We start from the raw sequence: 23638 nt of genomic DNA, 5'->3' as shown, positions 1-23638 counted from the left end.
CCGGTGCCCGCGGCGCGCGGCACGTACGCCCACACATCACTTGCACGAAGCAGGATGACTGCATGGTCCAGAGTCCCGATGCCGCGCTCGACAGGGAGCAGCTCGCACAATGGCTGACATTGTCCGGCCGCGGTGACGAAAGCGCCTTCGCGAAACTCTACGAACACAGTTCGAGCAAGCTCTACGGCGTGTGCCTGCGCATGCTGCGCGACCGCGGCGAAGCCGAGGACACGCTGCAGGAGGTCTTCACCACGGTGTGGCGACGCGCCTCCAGCTTCGACGCCTCCAAGGCCAGCGCGATGACCTGGCTGATCACGCTCAGCCGCAACAAGTCCATCGACCGCCTGCGCAAGCGGCGCGAGGCGGTCGGCGACGACAGCATGATCGACGGTTTCGCCGACGACGCGCCCACGCCCCCATCGCACGCGCAGACCAGCCAGGACCATCAGCGTCTCGATCACTGCCTGGACGAACTCGAAGACAAACATCGCAGCGCGGTGCGTGAAGCTTTTTTCAGCGGCGCTACGTATAACGAATTGGCGGACCGGTGTTCGGTCCCCCTCGGCACCATGAAAAGCTGGATTCGCCGTAGCCTGATCAAACTGCGCACCTGCCTGGAACGATGACCACGACCACCGACACCAACGGACACGAGAAGCTTCGCGGCGCGGAATACGTGCTCGGCGTGCTCGACGCCGAACAGCGACGCGAGGTCGAACGGCAACTGCGGGAAGATCCCGAACTGGCCGCCGCCGTCGAAGCCTGGCAGGAGCGGCTCGCGCCCCTGGCCGAGGAAATCGCCGCCACCCAGCCCGCCGCTTACGTGTGGCCGCGCATCCTGGCCGAACTCGGCCTGGGCGGCAGCGTGATGGCCCGCAGCGCGCCGGAACCGACCGCCAGCGGCGGCCTGTGGAACAACCTGCGCCTGTGGCACTGGATCGGTATCGGCGCCAGCACTGTCGCCGCCGCCTGCCTCGTGCTGCTGGTCACCCTGCCGCGCCCGACGCCCTCGCCGGCGCCGACGCCCGTGCAGACCGCCTCGACGCCTCCGCCGACCACCTTCATGGTCGCCAAGATCGAGCAGAACAACGGCATCGCCGGCTGGACCGCGACGATGGATGTCACCCATCACCGCATGATCCTGGTGCCGGCCACACCGCAGGCCATTGCTGACAATCGCTCGACCCAGCTGTGGCTGATTCCGCCAGGACACAAGCCGATCTCGGTAGGCGTGTTCACGCCGGACAAGACCAACAGCATGGACCTGCCGCTGACGCTCGTGAAGCAGCTGAGCGACAAGGCCCTGCTCGCAGTCTCGCTCGAACCCAAGGGCGGCTCGCCGACCGGCCAGCCGACCGGCCCCGTGATCGCCAAGGGCTCCATCGGCGGCGCCTGAGGCACCTCGCGATGCTCCGTCCGCACGAAAACGCCGGCTACTTCGCCGGCGTTTTCGTCTTCATGCATGTAGCAGGCAAGGCCCGCGCGCAACAAGGTCGCGCCCGATTGCATCGACGTCGGCTGCACGGGATTCGTCCTCGACGGTCCAGACTTTGCAACACATCGTCTGGACGTTACCGTGGGCACCCGCAACGGAGTCCACACCATGGCCCTGACCCCGCCCTTCGACCTCAAGCAATGGATCGACGAACACCGGCACCTGCTGAAACCGCCGGTCGGCAACAAGTGCATCGTCGACGGCGATTTCATCGTCATGATCGTCGGCGGCCCGAACGCGCGCACCGACTACCACTACGACGAGGGTCCGGAATTCTTCTACCAGATCGAGGGCGAGATGGTGCTGAAGGTGCAGGACGACGGCGAAGCGCGCGACCTGCCGATCCGCGCCGGAGAGATGTTCTATCTGCCGCCGCGCGTGCCGCATTCACCGCAGCGCATGGCGGACTCCATCGGCCTGGTCATCGAGCGCAAGCGTCTGCCGCACGAGAAGGACGGCCTGCTGTGGTACTGCGAACAGTGCAACCACAAGCTCTACGAAGAGTATTTCATGCTCGAGAGCATCGAGAACGACTTCCCGCCGATCTTCGACCGCTTCTACGGTTCACGCGAAGCGCGCACCTGCGACGCCTGCGGCCATCTGAATCCGGCGCCGGCGAACTACGAAGACTGATCCATAGGCGGGTCCATCCAGCGCGCTTTCTCGCGCGGAAGGAACGAAAAACGGCGCGCGGCGGGAACATCCGCCGCGCGCCGTCGTCATGAAGCATTCGCTTATTCGATGCCGAGATCGGAATGGTGCCGGATCACCTTCGACACCACGCCGTACTCGATCGCCTGCTGCGGATCCATCCAGAAATCGCGCTCGACGTCGACCAGCACCTTGTCATAAGGCTGGCCGGTACTTTCGGCGATGACGCGCGCGATACGCTCACGCGTGCGCAGGATTTCCTTGGCCTGGATCTCGATGTCCGAGGCCGGACCGCCCGCGCCGCCGCTGGGCTGGTGGATCATGAAGCGGGTGTTGGGCAGACACAGACGGTTCTCTTTCTCCGCCGCCAGGAAGATATGGGTGCCGGCGCTGGCCACCCAGCCGCTGCCGATGGTGATGACCGGCGCGCGCACGAAGCGGATCATGTCGTGGATGACGTCGCCGGATTCGACGTGACCGCCGGGCGAGGACACCAGCATGCGGATCGGCTTGTCCGATTCCTCCGACATGGCCAGCAGGCGTTCGCACACGCGCTGCGCCTGGCGATGGTTGATCTCGCCGAACACCATCACGAAACGCGACTGGAACATCAGTTTGTCGACCTGCGCGTCGCGGCTGCCGCCCTTGTCGGCCTCGGCGTCGGACTTGTTCTGGATCTGATTCTGCATGGAGCAACCTCTGCGGATAATGGAATGCATCCTCGCACGATCAACGGGCGGCGTCCGCCCGACCCCGCACGATTCCTGCGCGGGGCGGACGGCGGTCGCCCCGCGCGCTCGGGAAAAACGGCGTGCTACGAGGCGATCAGTCGGTTCACGCGCTTGAGGAACGCCGCCGGATCGGCCAGCGGCGCGCCCGCCGCGACCTCGGCCTGCTCCAGCAACAGCAGCGCCAGATCGCCCGCCTGCGCATCGTCCTCGGTGCCCTGCAAGCGCTTCAGCAGCGCGTGCGCCGGGTTCACTTCCAGCACTGGCTTGTTGTCCGGCACGGGTTGACCGGCCTCACGCAGCAGACGCGCCAGATGCGGCGCCATCTCGTGATCGGCCAGCGCCAGGCACGACGGCGAATCGACCAGACGCGCCGAGACCTTCACGTCGCCGACACGGTCGCCCAGCAGCGTCTTGATGCGCTCCAGCAGCGGTTCGGCCTCCTTGCTGGCTTCTTCCTGCTTCTGCTTGTCGCTCTCGTCCAGCGGCAGTTCGCCCTTGGCGGCGTTGCGGATGCGCTTGCCCTTGTATTCGGTCAGCGAGTTCAGCATCCATTCGTCGATGCGGTCCGACAGCAGCAGTACCTCGATGCCCTTGGCCTTGAGCGCTTCCAGCTGCGGGCTTCCCGCAGCGGCAGCGTGGGTCTCGGCGCTGATGACCCAGATGTCCTCCTGCCCGGCCTGCATGCGGCCGATGTAGTCGTCCAGCGATACCGTCTGCGCCGCACCCTCGCCCGCCGTGGAGGCAAAACGCAGCAGACCGGCGATGCGTTCGCGGTTGTCCGGGTCCTCGACCACGCCTTCCTTCAGCGTGTTGCCGAACGCGCCCCAGAAGGTGGCGAACTTCTCGCCCTCGTCGCGCGCCAGCTTGTCCAGCAGATCCAGCACGCGCTTCACGCAGGCGCCGCGGATGCGGTCGACCTGGCGGTTCTGCTGCAGGATCTCGCGGCTGACATTGAGCGGCAGATCGTCCGAATCGACCACGCCACGCACGAAGCGCAGGTAGGCCGGAAGCAACTGCTCGGCGGCGTCCATCACGAACACACGCTTGATGTAGAGCTTCAGCCCCTTGCGCTCGTCGCGTCCGCCCATCATCAGATCGAACGGCACCTGCGACGGTACGTACAGCAGCGTGGTGAAGCTCTGCGTGCCCTCGACGCGGTTGTGGGTCCAGGCCAGCGGGTCGTTGAAGTCGTGGCCCATGCTCTTGTAGAAGTTGACGTATTCCTCGTCCTCGATCTCGTTCTTCGGCCGCGTCCACAGCGCCGAGGCGGCGTTGATCGTCTCCAGCTCGTCGGTCGGCTTGCCGTCCTCGTCCTTGGGCATGCGGATGGTGAAGGCCACGTGGTCGGAGTACTTGTGCACCAGCGAGCGCAGCTGCCAGGCCTTGAGGAACTCGTCCTCGTCGGCCTTCAGGTGCAGCGTCACGGTGGTGCCGTGCTCGGCCCGTTCCTCGCTCTCCAGCAGGTACTCGCCCTTGCCGTCGCTCTCCCACTTCACACCGTCCGCGGCGTCCGCGCCGGCGTGACGGGTGTGCACGGTGACCTTGTCGGCGACCACGAAGGCCGCGTAGAAACCGACGCCGAACTGGCCGATCAGGCGTGCGTCGGCCTTCTGATCGCCGCTGAGGTTCTCCAGGAACTTGCGCGTGCCGGAACTGGCGATGGTGCCGATGTTGGCGATGACGTCCTCGCGCGTCATGCCGATGCCGTTGTCGCGCACGCTGATGGTGCGCGCCTCCGGATCCCACAGCACGTCGATATGCAGGTCGGCGTCCATGCCCTTCAGCGCGGCATCGGACAGCGCTTGGAAACGCAGTTTGTCGCAGGCGTCGGAGGCGTTGGAGATCAGCTCGCGCAGGAAGATCTCCTTGTGCGAGTACAGCGAGTGCGTGACCAGATGCAGCACCTGGGCGACTTCGGCTTCGAACTTGCGGGTCTCGGTGGCGTTCGCGTTCATGCGTATCAGGCTCCGGTGAAACGTGGAAAGTGGGCGCCGGGAACCCCCTCCCCGGCTGACATGAACGCTGCAATCGGGGCGGCGACGCGCACTTTCAAGTCCCGCACTGGCATCATCGGCGCATGACATACCGTGGACGCTTCGCCCCCTCGCCGACGGGCGATCTGCATGCCGGCTCGCTGGTCGCGGCGCTGGGAAGCTGGCTGCGCGCCCGCCAGAGCGATGGACGCTGGCTGTTGCGCGTGGACGACCTCGACGCACCTCGCGTCGTGCCCGGCTCGGCACCATCGATCCTGTCTGCCCTGCATGACTACGGACTGCAGGCCGACGAACCTGTGCTGTATCAGTCGCAGCGCGAAACCGCCTATCTGCAGGCTTTCGAGCACCTGCAGCAGCATGGAGAGGTTTTCGCCTGCTGGTGCAGTCGCAGCGACCTGAGCGCCGTCGATGGCCTGCATCGCGACGGCCACTGCATCACGCCGCCGCAGGACGACCGACCGCCAGCCTGGCGCATTCGCGTGCCGGACCGGGCGTTCGCCTTCGAGGACCTCGTGCAAGGCACCCAGCAACAGAATCTGCGCGAGAGCGTGGGTGACTTCGTGCTGCGCCGCGCCGACGGCTGCTGGTCCTATCATCTGGCGTGCGTGGTGGACGATGCACACCAGGGCGTCACCGAGGTCGTGCGCGGATGCGATCTGCTCGACTCGACGCCGCGCCAGATCTTCCTGCAGCAGCAACTCGACCTGCCGACTCCGAGCTACCTGCATCTGCCGCTGGCTCTGCGCGAGGACGCCGGAAAACTCTCCAAGAGCACGCGCGACCTGCCGCTCGACCGCACCGACCCGCTCCCGACCCTGCGCCACGCGCTGACTTTTCTCGGTCAGCCCGAACCATCCGGTGGCGACCTCCGAACGCTGTTACAGAACGCGCTCGCAGCCTTCGACCCACGACGCATCCCGCACCGCCACAGCGCTCCCTGGCCCGGGACATCCTGAAGCGCAGAAACAGCTTCTGCATGGCATTCGCGCAGCAAACCGTAGCGACTGGTGCAGCGCAATATGTTCTGTTAGCTTCGCCGCATGGCCGAGACCACGCGCACCATCAAGAAGTACCCCAACCGGCGTCTCTACGACACCGAAATCTCCAGCTACATCACGCTGGAAGAGGTGCGCCAGTTGGTTCTGGACGGCGAATCGTTCGAGGTTCGCGACGCCAAGTCCGGCAAGGACCTGACCCGCTCCGTCCTGCTGCAGATCATCGCCGAACACGAGGAACACGGACAGCCGATGCTGTCCACGCCGCTGCTGACCCGCATCATCGGCTTCTACGGCGACGACCTGCAGGGGTTCATGGGACCGTATCTGGAACGCAGCCTGCAGATCTTCATCGACCAGCAGCAGCAGTTTCGCGCGCAACTGGACTCGGCGCTCGACGAAGCATCCGGCGCGACGCTTCAGGATCTGATCGATCGCAACATCGAGCTGTGCCGATTGATGCAGGACGGCCTGCGCGAAGCGGCCGCGCCGGACGCCGCCAAGCCCACTTCCCAACGCTCGCGCTGAACCGCGACGCGCACGGGGATTGCAAAACGCGCGCCGCTTGCCGACAGTCACGGACTGACCCGCACGGAATTCGCGCATGCATCGCTCCCCGATCACCATTGTCGGCGCCGGTTTGGTCGGCGCGCTGCTGGCAACGCTGCTCAGCCGAAGTGGCCGCGAAATACGTTTGATCGAGAAGCGTCCCGACCCGCGCCAGGCGGGGTTCCTCGGTGGGCGCTCGATCAACCTCGCACTGGCCGAACGCGGCCTCAATGCCCTGCGCGCGGCGGGCCTGGAAGTCGCGGTCATGAAGCAGGCGGTCATGATGCGTGGACGCATGATCCATGACCACGATGGACACACCAACCTGCAACGTTACGGCGTGGATGACAGCGAGGTGATCTGGTCGGTGTCGCGTGGCGGACTGAACATGCTGCTGCTGGATGCAGCCGAACGCGCCGGAGCCGAGCTGCATTTCGATCAGGCATTGGTCGACGCGGACTTCGCGCTCGGCGAACTCGAGCTGCGGCATACCGACGGCACGCACCGCCGTATCGGTGCCCCCATCACCATCGGCGCGGACGGCGCCGGTTCGGCGGTACGCGCAGCGATGTCACGGGTGGAAGCGCTCGGCGAGCGCACCGACATGCTCGGTCACGGCTACAAGGAACTGGAAATCCCGCCGCCGGCACAATTCCCCGATGGGCAGCGTCCCGAAGCCATCGATGCGGAAGGTCGATTCGCGATCGAACCCCACGCCCTGCACATCTGGCCGCGCGGCGGCTACATGTGCATCGCCCTGCCCAACGACGAAGGCAGCTTCACCGTCACGCTGTTCCTGCCCAACGAGGGCGCCGCGCCCAGTTTCGCCACGGTGACCGACGCCGACGCAGCCGAAGCCCTGTTCCGTGAACAGTTCCCCGACGCACTGCCGCTGATTCCGGCGCTGCGCGCGGACTTCGACGCCAATCCAGTCGGCACGCTGGGCACACTGTATCTGGACCGCTGGCATCTGGGCGGCAAGGCGCTGCTGATCGGCGACGCCTCGCACGCCATCGTGCCGTTCCACGGTCAGGGCATGAACGCCGGATTCGAGGATGCGGCCGCATTGGCGCCGATGCTCGCCGATGCGGAAGATGCCGATGTCGAAGCGGTGTTCGCCGCTTTCCAGGCTCAGCGCAAGCCCGACACCGACGCCATCGCCGCGATGGCGCTGGAAAACTACATCGAGATGCGCGACTCGGTCGCCGACCCGCACTACCTGCTGCAACGCGCGCTGGGCCAGCAGCTCGCCGCGCGCGCGCCGACGCACTTCATGCCGCGCTACCGCATGGTCACGTTCACCCACCTGCCTTACGCCTACGCGTTCGAGCGCGGCCGCGCCCAGCGCGCGCTGCTGGATCAATTGCTGGGCGCGCGCACGTCTCTCGACGGCCTCGATCTCGATGCCGCCGAGCGTACCCTGCGCGCCACCCTGCCGCCGCTTCCGGCGCTGCGTGGCTGAGAGACCATGCCGTCCTCCCACCCCTTGAATGAAATCTTCCGGCGTACGAGTTATCGCGTGCGTCTCGGGGAGGGTGGCGTGGCCGTGATCCGAGTCGACAACCCCCTGCCACAGGCGCTGTTGAACATGCTGCCAGAGCCAGACACGGCATGGGGCTTCGTGACAGCGTGCAACCCGCACGGCCGGACTCGGCCGCGCGAGAGTAATCGCCGGGCCATGCGCCAGTTGCGCGATGCGCTGCGCAAAGAGGCGCCCGACGCCACACTCCGCGCCGCCTGTGGCGCACTCGGCAGCTGGCGCGAACCGAGTTTGTTCGTGATCGGTGCAGACTTCGCCCTTCTCGACTCCCTGATGCAGCGTTTCAATCAACTCGCCATCGTGCGCGGTCGCGGCGCGGCGTGTGCTGAACTGCATTGGGCGCAATGGGTTCAGCACACCGTCGACGAGCGGCCCTGAGAGAAGAACACGACACGCTCTCGCGTCGCGTTCGTCTCACATCATGCCTTCCCGCGATCGATGATCGGCCCTGACATGCATGGCACTCGCGGGCAATCATCCTGCGATGCACCGCGAACGGCGCATTCGACCGCTCCGACCTAACCGCCGAACCCTTCCAGCACGATCTTGCCCACTGCCCTGCCGCGCTCAATCAATGCGTGCGCACGGCGCAGATTCCGGGCGTTGATCTCGCCGAAGTGTTCGCCGAGCGTGGTGCGCAGCTGACCGCTTTCGATCAGTTCGGATACCGCGTTCAGCAGATGGTGCTGTTCGATCATGTCCGGCGTTTCGAAAAGCGACCGGGCGAACATCATTTCCCAATGCAACGATGCCGACTTGGTCTTGAGCGGCATGGCATCGAGATGTTCCGGGTCGTCGATCAACGCGAGCTGGCCCTGCGGCGCCAGCGCCTTCACCAGCTCCGGATAGTGCGCATCGGTGTGCGTGAGACTCGCGATCCGACCGACGCTCGCGACACCGATGCGTGCCAGCTCCTCGGACAGCGGACGTCCATGATCGATCACGTCATGGGCGCCCAGTTCGGCCACCCACTGGCGCGTCTGTGCGCGCGAGGCCGTACCGATCACGCGCAGCCGCGTCAGCGTGCGCGCCAGCTGCACCAGGATCGAACCGACACCGCCGGCCGCGCCCACGATCAGCAACGACTGTCCTTCGCCGCCGTCGCGCGCCACGCCAAGGCGATCGAACAGCAGCTCCCAGGCGGTGATCGCCGTCAGCGGAAGCGCGGCCGCCTCGGCAAAACCCAGCGTTTTCGGCATCCGGCCGACGATGCGTTCATCGACGGCATGCAGCTCGCTGTTGCCACCGGGACGCGCGATCGAACCCGCGTACCAGACCTTGTCACCCTGCTTGAACAGGGACACGTCGGCCCCGGTCTCGCGCACCACGCCGGCCACATCCCAGCCCAGGACCCTGGCGTCCTGCCCTTCGCCGGGCGCGCTCTTGGCGCGTACTTTGACGTCGACCGGATTGACCGACACGGCATGCACCTCGACCAACAGGTCGCGAGCCCCCGGCTCGGGCGCGGGAAGCTCCAGATCGATCAGGGCGTCCGCGTGATCGATCGGAAGCGGTTGACGGTAACCAATGGCTTTCATGCTGAAATCTCCTCGGCCTGCTCTGTGCCGGCCCTTTGCAGGAATGGGTAATCGGTGTATCCACGGGCATCGCCGCCAAACAGCGAGCCCGGATCGAAATCCGCCAAAGGAAGTCCTTCGGCCAGGCGCCGCGGGAGGTCGGGATTGGCGACGAACGGACGCCCGAACGCCACCAGGTCGGCATACCCGCTGCGAAGAATCGCTTCGGCGCGGGCGCGGTCGTACTTTCCAGCAACGATGATCGCGCCGCCGAAACGGGCGCGGATCGCCTTCCGGAACGCCTCCGTGAACTGCGGCGCGTCGTCCCAGTCGGCCTCGACCAGATGCAGATAAGCCAGTCCGCGCGCCTGCAGATGATCGGCCGCCTCCAGCAGCGTCGGCAGGATGTCCGGACAGGCCATGCCGCGCGCCGTCAGGAACGGGGCAAGGCGGATGCCGACGCGCGATGCGTCGACCGCATCGACCACCGCGTCGACGACCTCGCGCAGGAAACGCAGACGACCGCTTCGCGAACCGCCATACTCATCCTCCCGTCGATTCGAGGACGTGCGCAGGAACTGGTCGATCAGGTAACCGTTGGCGCCGTGGATCTCCACCCCGTCGAAGCCCGCCTCGATAGCGCGGCGCGCGCCGGCGGCAAAGTCGTTTACGATGGATGCGATCTCCTCGCGAGTCAGCGCGCGCGGAACGGGGCACGCCACCATGCCGCCTTCGCCGGTCGCCGGATCGACCTTCCAGATGCTCCCTTCGAACGGCACCGCCGACGGTGCGACCGGCAGCGCGCCGTCGTGGAAATCAGGATGCGACATCCGACCCACATGCCACAGCTGCAGAAACATGCGTCCGCCTGCGGCATGCACGGCATCCGTGACACCGCGCCAACCGTCCACCTGAGCCGGGCTGTGAATGCCCGGCGTGAACGAATAGCCCTTGCCTTGCGGCGAGATCTGCGTGGCCTCGCTGACGATCAGTCCCGCGCTGGCGCGCTGCGCGTAGTACGTCGCGTTCAGTGCGTTGGGCACATCGCCGGGTTGCGTACTGCGCGCGCGCGTCATCGGCGCCATGACGATGCGGTTCGGCATCGACACGCTTCCGAGCGAAAAGGGTTCAAACAGGGGCGAATCGGACATGATGATTCCTCGTCATCGGGAATGGATAAGGAAGTGGAAGCGAACGAAAACTCAGGCTGATCTGGACCGGACCGGTGCATCCAGCTCGACGACCAAGCCTCCCGGCAGCGACACGAACAACTGCGCATCGCCGGATGCGGGCACGATCGAAACGTCGTGGACAAACCCGGCTCGGTTCAGTCGTTCGACCACGGCCTCGGCGGCAAGCTCGGTGCGGAACGCGATGTGTCCGAAACGCACGGCCTTGCCCGCATGCCGGTCCGCGATCACGTGCATCACGGCCTGATTGCCCGCGTACAGCCACTGCCCCGAAAACGGGAACGGCGGGCGGGCGCCTTCCCGCAAGCTCATCACTTCGATGAACAAGCGATCGAGCGGACTTTCGGCGCCGGCGAAAAGCTGGACGTGATCGAAGCGCCAAGGGGGCGTGGAAGGCATTTCGGCAAACATGGGAAACGGTGTCGGCGAGCAGGGGCGCTCAGTATGAAAACTTGCACAGGCATGAAAAACAGCGCATACAGAGTTTCAGTTTCAATATTTTTTTGAATATGAAAGCGCTCGCCGACCTCCGCCTCTTCCTCAGCACCGCCGAGCTGGGCAGCCTCTCCGCCGCTGCCCGCGCGCTGGACACCAGTCCGGCCGTTGCCAGCGCGGCGCTGAAGCGACTGGAAGCCGAACTCGAAGCGCAGCTGTTCGTGCGTTCCACACGCAGCCTGCGACTGACGCTCGAAGGCGAGCGCTTTCTGCAGCATGCGCGCGAGGCGCTGCGCAGTCTCGACGAGGGGCGCGAAGCACTGCGCGGCGACCGTGCCGAGCTGCGCGGCGAACTGCGCATTTCCGCGCCTTCGGATTTCGGCCGCCAGCGCCTGCGTCCATGGCTGGATACCTTTCTTCAGCAGCATCCGCGGCTGCAGTTGCGACTGCAGCTGTCGGACCGCCTCGCGGACGTGTACCGCCAGCCCGTGGATGTCGCGCTGCGCTACGGCGAGCCCCCCGACTCGTCCCTGATCGCGCTGCCGCTGGCGCCGGACAACCGGCGTGTGCTGTGCGCATCGCCCGACTACCTGGCTCGGACCGGCACGCCGAAGTCGCCTGCGGAACTGAGCGAGCACAACTGTCTGCGCTTCCTGCTCAGCGACGAATTGCGGACGCACTGGCGCTTCACCGCGCCGGACGGTCGCGTCTGCAACGTCGGCATCCACGGCGATCGAGTCAGTGACGACGGCAACGTGGTGCGCGGCTGGGCGCTGGACGGTCTCGGCATCGCGTACAAGTCCTGGCTGGATGTGTCCGCCGACGTGGCTGCGAAACGGCTGGTGGTCCTGTGCCCGACCTGGCGTGGAGACCTTGCCCCACTGCACCTGGTGAGTCCGGACCGCCGACTGCTCAGCCCGGCGGTGCATCGGCTGCGTGCCTTCCTGGAGGAACGCTGCGCCGCCATCGGACCACCCGAGCGGACCCTCCCATGATGTCCGGGACCAGAACATCGGAACGGGCCATCCGCCAGCAGTCTGTGCAGCGCTTCGGAAAAGCTTTTCGACAACGCGGCCAGCCGTCGCATGGACAGGCACCGCGCCCGCTGGGACAATCGCGCGATTGACTGCGGGATCGCCATGACAGCAGAGAACTCGCCATCCGCCCTGCTCGCGGCACGGGATCTGACGTTTCTGCGTCAGGACGAGCCGGTGTTCGGCCCGCTCGACTTCGCGCTTCGCGCGGGCGAAGTGGTGCTGGTCGAGGGCGACAACGGCAGCGGCAAGACCACGCTGATGCGCGTCGTCGTCGGCCTGCTGCACGCCGACGAGGGCACGCTGTACCTGGATGGCGCGCCGCTGGATCGCGACCTGGCGCGCGGTCGCCTGCTGTTTCTCGCCCACCACCTCGGGCTGAAGGCCGATCTCTCGCCGCTGGAAAACCTGCGCATCGCCATCGGCCTCTACGGCTGCCGCGAAGCGATCACGCCGCAGCAGGCGCTACACACCGTCGGCCTGCAGGGCTACGAACACGAACCCGTGCGCCAGCTTTCGGCCGGACAGAAGAAACGTTCGGCGCTGGCGCGACTGCTGCTCGTGCCCGCCGACATCTGGCTGCTGGACGAGCCGTTCGCCAACCTCGACCGCGAAGGCATCGCCCTGGTCAACCGCCTGATCGAGCGCCATGTCGCCGAAGGCGGCGCGGCCATGGTCACCAGCCACGGCGCGGTCACGTTCCTGCACGGCGAACCGCGCCGATTGAGGCTGAGCGCATGATGCCCGGTTCGTTGCGTGCCGCCTGCGTCGCTGTGTTGCGCCGCGACCTGCTGCTGGCCTGGCGCCGTCGAGGCGACATCGCCCTGCCGGTGCTCTACGCGCTGATCGTCACCACACTGTTCCCCTTCGCGCTCGGTCCGAACGACGACCTGCTGGCACGCGTGGCCGGCGGCGTGGTGCTGGTCACGGTGCTGCTGGCGATGCTGCTGGCCTTCGACGCCCTGTTCCGGCCGGACCTGGAGGACGGCTCGCTGGAGCAGCTGATGCTGGCGCCGCAGCCACTGGCGCTGCTGCTGGGCATGAAGATCCTCGCGCACTGGGTGTCGACGGCGCTGCCGCTGATCGTGATCGCGCCGATCCTGGCCTCGATGTTGCATCTGCCCGCGCACGCCAACGCGGTGCTGGTCCTCGCCCTGCTGGTGGCGACGCCACTGCTGAGCCTGCTCGGCTCGGTGCTGGTGGCGCTGACGGCGGGTACCCGACGCTCTGGTATGCTGCTGGCGCTGATGCTGCTGCCGCTCTGCGTGCCGGTGGTCATCTTCGCTGCCGGCGCCGTGTCCGCGGCCCAAGAGGGACTCCCGTGGATTGCGCCGATCGCCTGGTTGGGCGCCGCGCTGGCACTGATGCTGATCCTGGCGCCGCTGGCCTGCGCCGCCGCCCTGAGAATCGCCATCGATGCATGATTTCACCCCCTCCTTCCACCATGGACGACGTCGCGAAGGTGCGCTGACATGAAATGGATTCCGCTGTGGATGCATCAGCTCAGTTCGCCGCCGACCTTCTACCGGTTCGCGTCCGTGCTGCGGCCGTGGTGCATCGCGCTGGCCTTGATCCTGACCGCCGTGGGCCTGTATGGCGGTCTGGTCACCGCACCGGCCGACTACCAGCAGGGCGACGCCTTCCGGATCATCTACATCCACGTGCCCAGCGCGGAGATGAGCCTGTTCATCTACGGCGTGATGGCCGTGGCCGGCTTCATTGCCGTGGTCTGGCGACTGAAACTGGCCGAATCGGTGGCCATGCAGTCGGCGCCGATCGGCGCGGCGTTCACCTTCATCACTCTGGTCACCGGCTCGATCTGGGGCTACCCGACCTGGGGCACCTGGTGGACCTGGGACGCGCGCCTGACCTCCGAGCTGGTGCTGCTGTTCCTGTACCTGGGCGTGATCGGGCTGTACCACGCCTTCGAGGATCGCCGTCAGGGCGCGCGCGCGGCCGCTTTCCTGGTGCTGGTCGGCGTCATCAATCTGCCGATCGTGCACTACTCCGTGCAGTGGTGGCACACCCTGCACCAGGGCACCACGGTACGCCTATTCGGCCCGTCCAAGATGGAAGCCGACATGCTGTGGCCGCTGCTGGTGATGATGCTAGCGAGCAAGTTCTACTGGGCTGCCAGCCTGTGCGGTCGCGTGCGCACCGATCTGCTGTCGCTGGAAAGCGGCAAGCAGTGGGTGCGCGCCCTGGCCGAGCGGGAGGGCCGCTGACATGGAAGCCTTCCTGCACATGGGCGGCTACGCCGCGTACGTTTGGCCGGCCTATGCCGTGTTCTTCGTCGTGCTGCTGATCGACTTCTTCGCGCCCAATCTGCGCCGTCGCCGCGTGCTGCGGGAACTGCATGCGCGCATGCAGCGTCAAAAGGCGCGCGAGGCTCGCAAGGCCGCACAACGCTCCCCGTCGGACGATTCCGGTCCGACCATGACGCCACTCGACTCATGAATCCCAAGCGCAAACGCCGACTCATCATCGTCCTGCTCGTGATCGCGGCCGCCGCGGTGGCGATCAGCCTGACCGTGTTCGCCCTGCAGCAGAACATGAACTATCTGTACTCGCCGACGGAGATCGATGCCGGCAAGGCGCCTCCGCACCACCAGTTCCGCCTGGGCGGCGTGGTCAAGGAACATTCCGTTGTGCGCGACGGCCACTCGCTGAAGGTGCAATTCACCGTCACCGACCGGTTCCACGACATGCCGGTGGTCTACACCGGGATTCTTCCCGACCTGTTCCGCGAGGGACAGAGCGTGATCGTCACCGGACACATGGACGGCCACCATTTCGTCGGCACCGAGGTGCTGGCCAAACACGACGAGACCTACATGCCCAAGGAAGTAGCCGACGCCATCCGCAAGGCGCAGGCGGCGGGACGCGCCGATCCCAAGCACATGGCGCATCCGAAGGGAGGCTCCTGATGCTGCCCGAACTCGGACAATTCGCGCTGGTCCTGGCGCTGCTTCTGGCTACCCTGCAGGGCGTGCTGCCGCTGATCGGCGCCTGGCGCGACAGTCCGGCGATGATGGCCGTGGCGCGCCCGGCCGCCATCGGCCAGGCGGTGTTCGTGGCGCTGGCCTTCGGCGTGCTCGCCTACGCCTTCCTGACCTACGATTTCTCCGTCGCCTACGTCGCCAGCAATTCCAACCTGGCGCTGCCGTGGTACTACCGCTTCGCCGCGGTCTGGGGCGCACATGAAGGCTCCATGCTGCTGTGGATGCTGATTCTGAATCTGTGGACGCTGGCGCTGGCACTCTTCGGCACGCGGCTTCCCGAAGTCTTCCACGCACGCGTCCTGGGCGTGCTGGGTCTGCTCAGCGTCGGCTTCCTGCTGTTCATCCTGCTGACCTCCAACCCGTTCACGCGCCTGCTGCCGCCGCCGATGGATGGCGCCGATCTCAATCCGGTGCTGCAAGACCCCGGCATGACCTTCCATCCGCCCGTGCTGTACATGGGCTACGTGGGCTTCTCGGTGGCGTTCGCGTTCTCCATCGCAGCGCTGCTCGGCGGCGGCCTGGACAAGCAGTGGGTGCGCTGGGCGCGGCCGTGGACCAACGTCGCCTGGGGCTTCCTGACGCTGGGCATCGTCGCCGGCAGCTGGTGGGCGTATGCCGAACTGGGCTGGGGCGGCTGGTGGTTCTGGGACCCGGTGGAGAATGCCTCGTTCATGCCGTGGCTGGTCGGCACGGCGCTGATTCATTCGCAGGCCATCACCGAGAAGCGCGGCTCGCTGCCAGCGTGGACGGTGCTGCTGTCGATCTTCGCCTTCTCGCTGTCGCTGCTGGGCACCTTTCTGGTGCGCTCGGGCGTGCTGACCAGCGTGCATTCGTTCGCCGCCGATCCCAAACGTGGCGTGTTCATCCTGATCTACCTGTGCATCGTCATCGGCGGCTCGCTGCTGCTGTATGCGCTGCGCGCGCCGAAGGTGGCCGGCGGCAAGCCGTTCGCGCCGCTGTCGCGCGAAACGCTGCTGCTGATCGTCAACCTGCTGCTGACCAGCGCCGCCGCCATGGTGCTGCTGGGCACGCTGTTCCCGCTGATCGGCGACGCCTTCAATTGGGGCCGCATCTCGGTCGGTCCGCCCTACTTCGGTTCGCTGTTCATTCTGCTGATGGCGCCGGCGATTCTGCTGCTGCCGCTGGGACCGTTCGCGCGCTGGGGCCGCGCCGAAGGCCGGCTGCTGCTGCGCATCGGGCTGCAGGCCGCGATCGCGGCGGTCGTGCTGGCCAGCGTGCTGTTCATCGCGCGCATGAGCGGCGTGCCGTCGTGGCGCGCGATCCTCGGCGGGCTGGCTTCGATCTACGTGTTCTACGGCGTGCTGGCCTTCGCCCGCAAGCGCTGGCGCGAAGCGCCGCGCGGACGCCGTTATCCGGCGGAGATGCTGGGCATGCTGGTGGCGCACTTCGGCGTCGGCGTGTTTCTCGCCGGCGTCCTGCTGACCACCGCGCTGAGCGTCGAGCACGACATCCGCATGGCGCCCGGCCAGACGGAGACCATCGGCGCCTACGGCTTCCGCTTCCAGGGTGTCACACACACCACCGGCCCGAACTGGAAAGCCGACCAGGGCGCCGTGCAGGTGCTGAAGAACGGCCAGCCGCTGACCGTGCTGCACCCGCAGAAGCGCACCTACGAGCGCGGCCAGGTGCAGACCGAGTCCGCCGTCGACGCCGGCCCGATGCGCGATCTGTACGTCGCCCTCGGCGAACCGCTGGACAACGGCGCCTGGGCCATGCGCATCTACGTGAAGCCCTTCGTGCGCTGGCTATGGGGCGGCGGCATCCTGATGATGCTCGGCGGTTTCCTCGCCGCCGCGGATCGACGCTTCCGCCTGCGGCGCGAAGCCTCGTCGGATCGCCCGGCGCCGAGTGTCAATGCGGACCCGCAGGCGGAGGCCTCGCAGGCATGAACCGCGCGCTGCCCCTGATCGGTTTCGCACTGCTGGCCGTGTTGTTCGGTTTCGGCCTGTGGTGGAACACACGCCACGACCAGCGCGAAGTGCCCTCACCGCTGATCGGCAAGCCCGCGCCTGCCTTCAGCCTGCCGCTGCTGGACGATCCGTCCACGCGCGTGAGCAAGGCAGAAATGCTTGGGCAGCCTTACCTGGTCAACGTCTTCGCCAGCTGGTGCATCGCCTGCGGCGAGGAACATCCGGTGCTGATGCAGGAAGCGCGCCAGCTCGGCGTTCCGGTGATCGGCTACAACTACAAGGACGATCCGGACGCCGCCAAGGCATGGCTAGCGCAGCACGGCAATCCGTACAGCATGGTCGTCACCGACCGCAGTGGCGCTACCGCCATCGACTTCGGCGTCTACGGCGCGCCGGAGACTTTCCTCATCGACGCCGACGGCATCATCCGCTACAAGCGCATCGGCCCGCTGACGCCGCAGGTCATCGCCGACGTGCTCGAACCGAAGATCCAGGCGCTGAAGCACGCCGCACCAAAACAGGAGTCGCCATGAAACGCCGGCACGTTCTGCTCCTGCTGCTGGGCCTGTGCGTGACCTTCGCCGCGCACGCCATCGACCCGCTGAAGTTCAAGGACCGCGCGCAAGAGCTGCGTTTTCAGCACCTGACACGGGAACTGCGCTGCCTGGTCTGCCAGAACGAGAGCCTGCTCGACTCGCAGGCCGAACTGGCGCAGCAGATGCGCCACATCATCTACAAGCAGATGCAGAACGGCCGCAGCGACGACGAAATCAAGCAGTATCTGGTCGACCGCTACTCGGACTACGTGCTGTACGACCCACCGCTGAAACCGTCCACCTGGCTGCTGTGGTTCGGTCCGGGTCTGATTGTGCTGCTCGGCGCCGCCGGCGTGCTGTTCACCGTGCGCAAGCGTGCGCGCTCCGCCCCTGCGACTCCGCCGCCCATCGACGACGAGGACTGGTGATGCCTTTCCGTTTTTCCACCGACCGTCGCCAGGAGCCGACTTCGTGAAGACCGAATTCATCCTTGTCGCCACCCTGATGGTCCTGCTCGCGCTGGCGCTGGTCGTGGTGCCGATGCTGCGTCGCGGCCGCCGCAGCGGGCAGCCGCGTCACGCGCTGGTTCTCTCGCTGCTGGTGCTGTTTGCCCTGCCGCTGGCCGCACTGGGCCTGTACCTGCACGTCGGCACGCCGGCTGCGCTGAACAAGAGCGCCCTGCAGCCACAAATGACGCTGGACCAGGCCGTCGCCAAGCTGCGCGCGGAACTCAAACAGCACCCGGACAACCTGCAGGGCTGGCTGATGCTCGGCCGCACCTACGCCGGCACCGAGCGTCCGGCGCTGGCGCGCGATGCCTACGGCAAGGCGCTCAAGCTGGCTCCCGACAATGCCGACATCATGATCGCCTGGGTCGAGGTCGACGCGATGGCGCGCGCGGATCATCGCATCGAGGGGCAGGCCCGTTCGCTACTGCAACGGGCGGTCAAGGCCGACCCGCGCAATCAGCGCGGGCTGTGGCTGCTGGGTATCAGCGACTACCAGCATGGCCATTTCGCCGACGCCGTGCTGACCTGGCGACGGCTGCAGGCATTGTTGCAACCCGGCTCCAAAGTGGCGCAGGCGGTGAAGGAGCAGATCGCGATGGCCAATGCGCGCGCCGCCGGCAAGACGCAGAAACAGGCCATGGCGCTGCTCTCGTCTCCGGCATCGTCGACAAGCGCTGCCGCTGCTGCGAAGGCGGACGAAGGCGCGCACATTGCCGTGCGCGTGCGCCTGGACCCGAAGCTTCGTGATCATGTGAAGCCCGGCGACACCCTGTATGTCTTCGCCAAAGCACAGCGTGGCCCGCCGATGCCGCTGGCCGTCATTCGCCTGAAGGCTTCCGCACTGCCGACCACGGTGATGCTCACCGATGGCATGGGCATGACTCCGGCCATGCGCCTGTCCAGCGTGCCCGAGGTGACGGTGACCGCTCGCATCTCGCACAGCGGTCAGCCGACGGCCACCGCCGGCGATCTCGAGGGCAGCGCGGGACCGATCTCGACCCATGCAGCGGCCCCCGTCGACGTGACCATCGACCACGTGCACTGAAGCCGAGCGGGACAAGCCCCGTTCGGCGCGCTTCATCCACGGTGCTTTGGGTTCCCCAGCCTCTCGATATACAGTGCCCGCTTTGCCGCCGAACCGGATTTCGCATGGCCGATGCTCGCCGCTATCACGACCTGCCCTCGCCCTTCGCCATGAAGCGGGGTGGCGAACTGCATGACGCGCATGTGGCCTACGAAACCTGGGGCACGCTCGATGACGATGCGGGCAATGCCATCCTGATCCTCACCGGTCTATCGCCCAGCGCGCACGCCGCGTCGAACGAGGACGACCCCTCGGATGGCTGGTGGGAAGCAATGATCGGCCCGGGCAAGCCCATCGACACGAACCGCTGGTTCGTCGTCTGCGTGAACTCGCTGGGCAGCGACAAGGGCTCGACCGGCCCGGCCTCGATCAACCCGGACAATGGCGAACCGTACCGCCTGGATTTTCCCGAACTGACGCTGGAAGACGTCGCCAACGCCGCGCACTGCGTGATCGAGAGTCTGGGCATCACACGGCTGGCCTGCCTGATCGGCTGCTCGATGGGCGGCATGGCGGCACTGGGTTACATGCTGCAGCATCCGGGCACAGTGAGCACGCATATCAGTGTCGACACCGCACCGCAGGCGCAACCCTTCGCCATCGCCATCCGCTCGCTGCAGCGCGAGGCGATCCGGCTGGATCGCAACTGGAACGAAGGCCGCTATTCGGACGAGGACTACCCCGAACGTGGCATGAGCATCGCGCGCAAGCTCGGCGTCATCACTTATCGTTCGGCCATGGAGTGGAACGGCCGGTTCGCACGTATCCGGCTGGATCCCGAGGAGCGCCCCGGCAATCCGTTCGGCTTCGAGTTCCAGGTCGAGTCCTATCTGCAAGCCCACTCGCGCAAGTTCGTGCGCCATTTCGACCCCAATTGCTACCTGTACCTCTCGCGCGCCAGCGACTGGTTCGACGTAGCCGAATACGGCGACGGCAGCGTGCACGAGGGTCTCAAGCGCATCTGCATCGAACGCGCACTGGTCATCGGTGTCACGACGGACATCCTGTTCCCGCTGGAGCAGCAGGAACAGATCGCCAAGGGCCTCGAAGATGCCGGAGCCGACGTCGAGTTCGTGGCGCTGGATTCGCCGCAGGGACACGATGCGTTCCTGGTCGACATCGAGCACTACGGTCCCGCCATCGGCGGCTTCCTCGATCGTCTACCACGCTGACCCGGCTCCTGACGCGACATCGAGCGCCACGGCAGGCCACTCAAGCGCCGGACGCGGCTCCGCGCAACGCTTACCGTCCATCCATGCACGGCCCCGGAACAGTGGAATCGCATTCCGCGGCCGCCCTCTTCCACGGGCAGCGCCGCCGTTCCCTGCTCAATCCTCGGCCGCGGCCGCGCTCGACTTGGCCTGGAACGGCGGCTTGGTCAGCCACAACACCGCGATCAACGCGATGAACACCCAGCCCAGCACGTGCATGATGTCGTTGAAGGCCATCTGGAATCCCTGCCGCGTGATTTCGCTGTTCAGGATCAACGCCGCCCGCGTGTCGTGTCCGCCTTTGCCCATTTCCTCCAGCGCGGCGCGCGCCGTCGGATTGTAGGGCGTGATGTGCGAGGCCAGCTGCGCGTGGTGAACCACGGCGCGTCGGTCCCAGACGAAAGTCGTGATCGACGCCGCGAAGCTGCCGCCCAGCGTGCGCAGGAACGTGGAAAGCCCGGAACCGGAAGCGATCTCGTTGGGCTTGAGGTCGGACAGCAGGATCGTCAACACCGGCATGAAGAACAGCGCCACGCCGAGCCCCTGGAAGCCGCGCACCAGGGCCACGTGCATGAAGTCGACGCCGACGTAGAACTGCGACTGCGCGAAGCAGGTCAGCCCCAGCACGACGAAAGCCGCCGCGGCGACCAGTCGCAGATCGGTCCTCGGCGCGTACTTGCCGACGAAGAACGTGAGCAGCACCGGCATGATGCCGATGGACGCGCCGGCCAGACCTGCCCAGCTCGCCGTGTAATGCAGCGTGCGCTGCAGCCACAGCGGCAACAGCAAGCCCATGGCAAAGAAAGTCGAATACGACAGGATCAGCAGCACCGTACCCGCCGCGAAGTTGCGATGGCGGAACAGGCGCAGATCGACGATGGGTTCGCGGTCGGTCAGCTCCCAGATCACGAACACGATCAACGCGACGACCGAGACGATGGTCATGATCACGATGAACGGCGAATTGAACCAATCCGCATCGTTGCCCTTGTCCAGCACGATCTGCAGCGAACCGACACCGATGATCAGCGCGATCAGACCGATGTAGTCCACACGCGGACGCTCGGTGACTTCCTTCTTGCCAGCCAGCTGCGCGCCGATCACCACACTGGCGAAGATGCCGATGGGCACGTTGATGAAGAAGATCCACGGCCACGAATAGGTGTCGGTGATCCAGCCGCCGAGCGTGGGGCCGACGATCGGTGCGACCACCGTCACCATGCCCATCAGCGCCAGCGCCATGCCGCGCTTTTCCGGCGGATACACCGCGATCAGCAGGCTCTGTGTGATCGGGTACATCGGCCCGGCCACCGCGCCCTGGATGGCGCGGAACACCAGCAGCATGCCCATGCTCTCGGACAAACCGCACAGCATCGAGGTGATCGAGAACAGCAGCGTGCACCACACGAACAGCTTCACCTCGCCGAAGCGCCGCGCCAGGAATCCCGTCAGCGGCAGCGAGATCGCCATGCATACCGTGAACGAGGTGATGACCCAGGTGCTCTGGTTGTAGCTCACGCCCAGATTGCCGGCGATAGTCGGCAGCGATACGTTGGCGATGGTCGTGTCCAGGACACGCATGAACGTGGCCAGGGAGAGACCCAGCGTCGTCAGCACCTGATTGGGCGGTTGGTAATGCGATTCGGCCACAATAACTGTCATGACAGGTAGTCAAGCGACACAGGGTAGCATCCCTGAGTGCGAACATCTGCCCGCGCTCGACTGTTCGCTACGCGCAGCACTGCTAGAATGGATCGACCGTTTCCAGCAATGACTCCGCGTATGCTCGCTCTCGAATTCCCCGGCTGCCGCACCCTGGTCGATGCACTCGACCATGCAGTGAGCCACGCTTCCACGACCGAAATCACCGATGCACTGCGCAACACGCTGTGCCGCCTGATCCGCGAACAGGAAGTCGAACTTCCTGCCTGCGTGTTCGAGGCGCATCCCGAGCACTACGCACGGCGGGAGCTGTACCGCAGCGAGCAACATGGCTACTGCGTCACCGCGATGACCTGGGGCCCCGGCCAGGGCACTCCGATCCACGATCATAGCGGCATGTGGTGCGTCGAAGGCGTCTGGCGCGGCGCGCTGGAGATCACCCAGTACGAACTGCTGGAGCACGAGGAACGCCGCTACCGTTTCAACTCCGTCGGCGCGATCCAGGCCGGCCCCGGCTCCGCCGGAAGCCTGATTCCACCGCACGAATATCACACCATCCGCAATCCCAGTGCAGACGATGTCGCGGTGAGTCTGCACATCTATTCCGGTCCGATGACCCAGTGCGCGGTATTCGCGCCGCTCGAAGGTCAATGGTACGAACGCGGCGATCGCGCATTGTCACTCGACCAACTGCACTGATTTGCGGCATACTCGCCGACCGCGCCGAAGTGGCGGAACTGGTAGACGCGACGGATTCAAAATCCGTTTCTGGAAACAGAGTGTGGGTTCGAGTCCCACCTTCGGCACCAAATTTCGAACGACGAACCCGTCGATTCGCGACAAAACCCGCCTCCCGGCGGGTTTTGTCGTTTTCGACCATGGAAATCCTCACGCTCCTCGGTCCGCACATGAATGCGAGCATGCCGGCCTCATCGAGCAAATGTGCACGAGGTCCCAAGCTGGACGATTCAGCATTGCGGCACAGCGAAAGGCGGTGCAAGACAGGTATATTGGTCAACCTGTCCAGGGGGATGCCACATGAACAATCACGCCGACCCGTCTCGACGCGGCGCTCACGCTCGCACGTCCGGTCCGCAGGGCACGCAGCTGTTCTCCGCCGAGGAACTGCGCCGCCATACCGCCAGCGGCCCGCACTACGATGCACTGGACCGCGCCAGCGCCAACCGTCCCGTGCTGCAAGGCGCGAGCGACAGCATGGAGGGCAAGCGCTTCTCGCTGCGGGCGGGCCGCCAGACCATCGGCCGGCACGAAGAAAGCGACATCGTCATCGACGACCTCAGCGTGTCGTCCTCGCATGCCTGGATCATGAATCAGAACGGGCACTACGTGATCATGAACACGCTGTCGACCAACGGCACCTTCGTCAACGATCAACGCGTCCACGACGCTGTGCTCAAGCACGGCGACCGCATCCGCTTCGGCCAGGTGGAGTTCGTGTTCCGCACGCGCGAGAACGGCCCGCTCGGCGGCCTGCGCACGCTGCGCATCGTCGCCGGCGTACTGGTGGTCGCGGGGCTCGCCGCCCTGGCCTGGTGGCTGTACGCCCACTGA

The 23638-nt window shown here is 66.1% G+C and carries 26 protein-coding genes and 1 tRNA gene; 21 read left to right on the top strand and 6 right to left on the bottom strand.

Features of this window, described 5'->3' with window-relative positions:
• Positions 1 to 62: 62 nt before the first annotated feature.
• From HF690_RS08945 to HF690_RS08935, 3 genes are all read left to right on the top strand, one after another.
• Positions 63 to 626: a sigma-70 family RNA polymerase sigma factor gene (locus tag HF690_RS08945; protein WP_113064718.1), complete on the top strand. Its 564-nt coding sequence runs from the start codon at positions 63 to 65 to the stop codon at positions 624 to 626.
• Positions 623 to 1396, top strand: a complete 774-nt coding sequence (locus tag HF690_RS08940; RefSeq protein WP_168609194.1) for an anti-sigma factor — start codon at positions 623 to 625, stop codon at positions 1394 to 1396. Before HF690_RS08945 ends, HF690_RS08940 begins: the two co-directional genes overlap by 4 nt.
• 207 nt (positions 1397 to 1603) lie before the next feature.
• Positions 1604 to 2128: a 3-hydroxyanthranilate 3,4-dioxygenase gene (locus HF690_RS08935; RefSeq protein ID WP_113065083.1), complete on the top strand. Its 525-nt coding sequence runs from the start codon at positions 1604 to 1606 to the stop codon at positions 2126 to 2128.
• A gap of 101 nt (positions 2129 to 2229) precedes the next feature.
• Here HF690_RS08935 and HF690_RS08930 read toward each other — a convergent pair whose 3' ends face one another.
• Both HF690_RS08930 and htpG read right to left on the bottom strand, forming a co-directional pair.
• On the bottom strand, positions 2230 to 2835 hold the full coding sequence (locus HF690_RS08930; RefSeq protein ID WP_113064716.1) for an ATP-dependent Clp protease proteolytic subunit: 606 nt from the start codon (positions 2833 to 2835) through the stop codon (positions 2230 to 2232).
• Positions 2836 to 2960: 125 nt separating this feature from the next.
• On the bottom strand, positions 2961 to 4832 hold the full coding sequence (gene htpG / locus HF690_RS08925) for a molecular chaperone HtpG (protein WP_113064715.1): 1872 nt from the start codon (positions 4830 to 4832) through the stop codon (positions 2961 to 2963).
• A gap of 122 nt (positions 4833 to 4954) precedes the next feature.
• Between htpG and gluQRS the strand changes: the two genes are divergently transcribed.
• The 4 genes from gluQRS (at position 4955) to HF690_RS08905 (ending at position 8333) form a co-directional block, all read left to right on the top strand.
• Positions 4955 to 5827 (top strand): tRNA glutamyl-Q(34) synthetase GluQRS, encoded by an 873-nt coding sequence (gene gluQRS, locus HF690_RS08920; RefSeq protein WP_168609193.1) that lies wholly within the window; start codon positions 4955 to 4957, stop codon positions 5825 to 5827.
• An 84-nt stretch (positions 5828 to 5911) separates the two neighbouring features.
• On the top strand, positions 5912 to 6394 hold the full coding sequence (phaR, locus tag HF690_RS08915) for a polyhydroxyalkanoate synthesis repressor PhaR (protein ID WP_113064713.1): 483 nt from the start codon (positions 5912 to 5914) through the stop codon (positions 6392 to 6394).
• A 76-nt stretch (positions 6395 to 6470) separates the two neighbouring features.
• Positions 6471 to 7877 carry an FAD-dependent oxidoreductase gene (locus HF690_RS08910; RefSeq protein WP_113064712.1) on the top strand — a complete coding sequence of 469 codons (1407 nt, stop codon included), beginning with the start codon at positions 6471 to 6473 and terminating at the stop codon, positions 7875 to 7877.
• A 78-nt stretch (positions 7878 to 7955) separates the two neighbouring features.
• Positions 7956 to 8333, top strand: a complete 378-nt coding sequence (locus HF690_RS08905; protein WP_240601765.1) for a DUF3293 domain-containing protein — start codon at positions 7956 to 7958, stop codon at positions 8331 to 8333.
• Positions 8334 to 8473: 140 nt separating this feature from the next.
• Here HF690_RS08905 and HF690_RS08900 read toward each other — a convergent pair whose 3' ends face one another.
• From HF690_RS08900 to HF690_RS08890, 3 genes are read right to left on the bottom strand one after another with little or no spacing between them, the layout of a single operon-like run.
• Complete coding sequence (locus tag HF690_RS08900) at positions 8474 to 9493, bottom strand: zinc-binding alcohol dehydrogenase family protein (RefSeq protein ID WP_168609192.1); 1020 nt, start codon at positions 9491 to 9493, stop codon at positions 8474 to 8476.
• The gene (locus HF690_RS08895) at positions 9490 to 10623 is read right to left on the bottom strand and encodes an alkene reductase (protein ID WP_193568437.1); all 1134 of its coding nucleotides are present in this window, start codon (positions 10621 to 10623) and stop codon (positions 9490 to 9492) included. Before HF690_RS08895 ends, HF690_RS08900 begins: the two co-directional genes overlap by 4 nt.
• A 51-nt stretch (positions 10624 to 10674) precedes the next feature.
• On the bottom strand, positions 10675 to 11073 hold the full coding sequence (locus HF690_RS08890; RefSeq protein ID WP_205300819.1) for a VOC family protein: 399 nt from the start codon (positions 11071 to 11073) through the stop codon (positions 10675 to 10677).
• Between the two features lie 98 nt (positions 11074 to 11171).
• Here HF690_RS08890 and HF690_RS08885 point away from each other — a divergent pair, with 98 nt between their 5' ends.
• From HF690_RS08885 to metX, 11 genes are all read left to right on the top strand, one after another.
• Positions 11172 to 12092: a LysR family transcriptional regulator gene (locus HF690_RS08885; protein WP_168609191.1), complete on the top strand. Its 921-nt coding sequence runs from the start codon at positions 11172 to 11174 to the stop codon at positions 12090 to 12092.
• 144 nt (positions 12093 to 12236) lie between these two features.
• On the top strand, positions 12237 to 12872 hold the full coding sequence (ccmA, locus tag HF690_RS08880) for a cytochrome c biogenesis heme-transporting ATPase CcmA (protein ID WP_113065081.1): 636 nt from the start codon (positions 12237 to 12239) through the stop codon (positions 12870 to 12872).
• On the top strand, positions 12869 to 13555 hold the full coding sequence (ccmB, locus tag HF690_RS08875) for a heme exporter protein CcmB (protein ID WP_168609190.1): 687 nt from the start codon (positions 12869 to 12871) through the stop codon (positions 13553 to 13555). Before ccmA ends, ccmB begins: the two co-directional genes overlap by 4 nt.
• 48 nt (positions 13556 to 13603) lie before the next feature.
• Positions 13604 to 14356 (top strand): heme ABC transporter permease, encoded by a 753-nt coding sequence (locus tag HF690_RS08870; protein WP_113064706.1) that lies wholly within the window; start codon positions 13604 to 13606, stop codon positions 14354 to 14356.
• 1 nt (position 14357) lies between these two features.
• A complete protein-coding gene (gene ccmD, locus HF690_RS08865; RefSeq protein WP_168609189.1) occupies positions 14358 to 14588 on the top strand; it encodes a heme exporter protein CcmD in 231 nt (76 codons plus the stop codon).
• Positions 14585 to 15058 (top strand): cytochrome c maturation protein CcmE, encoded by a 474-nt coding sequence (ccmE, locus tag HF690_RS08860; RefSeq protein ID WP_113064704.1) that lies wholly within the window; start codon positions 14585 to 14587, stop codon positions 15056 to 15058. Before ccmD ends, ccmE begins: the two co-directional genes overlap by 4 nt.
• Positions 15058 to 17043 (top strand): heme lyase CcmF/NrfE family subunit, encoded by a 1986-nt coding sequence (locus HF690_RS08855; RefSeq protein WP_113064703.1) that lies wholly within the window; start codon positions 15058 to 15060, stop codon positions 17041 to 17043. Before ccmE ends, HF690_RS08855 begins: the two co-directional genes overlap by 1 nt.
• A complete protein-coding gene (locus HF690_RS08850; RefSeq protein ID WP_113064702.1) occupies positions 17040 to 17597 on the top strand; it encodes a DsbE family thiol:disulfide interchange protein in 558 nt (185 codons plus the stop codon). The genes HF690_RS08855 and HF690_RS08850 overlap by 4 nt, the downstream gene beginning before the upstream one ends.
• Positions 17594 to 18028 carry a cytochrome c-type biogenesis protein gene (locus HF690_RS08845; RefSeq protein WP_168609188.1) on the top strand — a complete coding sequence of 145 codons (435 nt, stop codon included), beginning with the start codon at positions 17594 to 17596 and terminating at the stop codon, positions 18026 to 18028. Before HF690_RS08850 ends, HF690_RS08845 begins: the two co-directional genes overlap by 4 nt.
• Before the next feature lie 43 nt (positions 18029 to 18071).
• The gene (locus tag HF690_RS08840) at positions 18072 to 19154 is read left to right on the top strand and encodes a c-type cytochrome biogenesis protein CcmI/CycH (RefSeq protein ID WP_168609187.1); all 1083 of its coding nucleotides are present in this window, start codon (positions 18072 to 18074) and stop codon (positions 19152 to 19154) included.
• A 104-nt stretch (positions 19155 to 19258) separates the two neighbouring features.
• Complete coding sequence (gene metX, locus HF690_RS08835; protein WP_113064699.1) at positions 19259 to 20365, top strand: homoserine O-acetyltransferase MetX; 1107 nt, start codon at positions 19259 to 19261, stop codon at positions 20363 to 20365.
• A 156-nt stretch (positions 20366 to 20521) separates the two neighbouring features.
• On the opposite strand, the gene HF690_RS08830 is transcribed toward metX, so the two are convergent.
• Positions 20522 to 22066 (bottom strand): DHA2 family efflux MFS transporter permease subunit, encoded by a 1545-nt coding sequence (locus HF690_RS08830; RefSeq protein WP_168609186.1) that lies wholly within the window; start codon positions 22064 to 22066, stop codon positions 20522 to 20524.
• 120 nt (positions 22067 to 22186) lie between these two features.
• On the opposite strand from HF690_RS08830, the gene HF690_RS08825 reads away from it, so the two are divergent.
• The 3 genes from HF690_RS08825 (at position 22187) to HF690_RS08815 (ending at position 23638) form a co-directional block, all read left to right on the top strand.
• The gene (locus HF690_RS08825) at positions 22187 to 22765 is read left to right on the top strand and encodes a cysteine dioxygenase family protein (RefSeq protein ID WP_113064697.1); all 579 of its coding nucleotides are present in this window, start codon (positions 22187 to 22189) and stop codon (positions 22763 to 22765) included.
• Positions 22766 to 22788: 23 nt separating this feature from the next.
• Positions 22789 to 22875 (top strand) — tRNA-Leu (locus tag HF690_RS08820).
• A gap of 229 nt (positions 22876 to 23104) precedes the next feature.
• Positions 23105 to 23638, top strand: a complete 534-nt coding sequence (locus HF690_RS08815) for an FHA domain-containing protein (protein ID WP_168609185.1) — start codon at positions 23105 to 23107, stop codon at positions 23636 to 23638.

This window comes from Oleiagrimonas citrea (genome assembly GCF_012395255.1).
GTDB classification, from domain to species: domain Bacteria; phylum Pseudomonadota; class Gammaproteobacteria; order Xanthomonadales; family Rhodanobacteraceae; genus Oleiagrimonas; species Oleiagrimonas citrea.
Note: the sequence above shows the minus strand (reverse complement) of the source record. Positions and strands in the feature narration are given on the sequence as shown.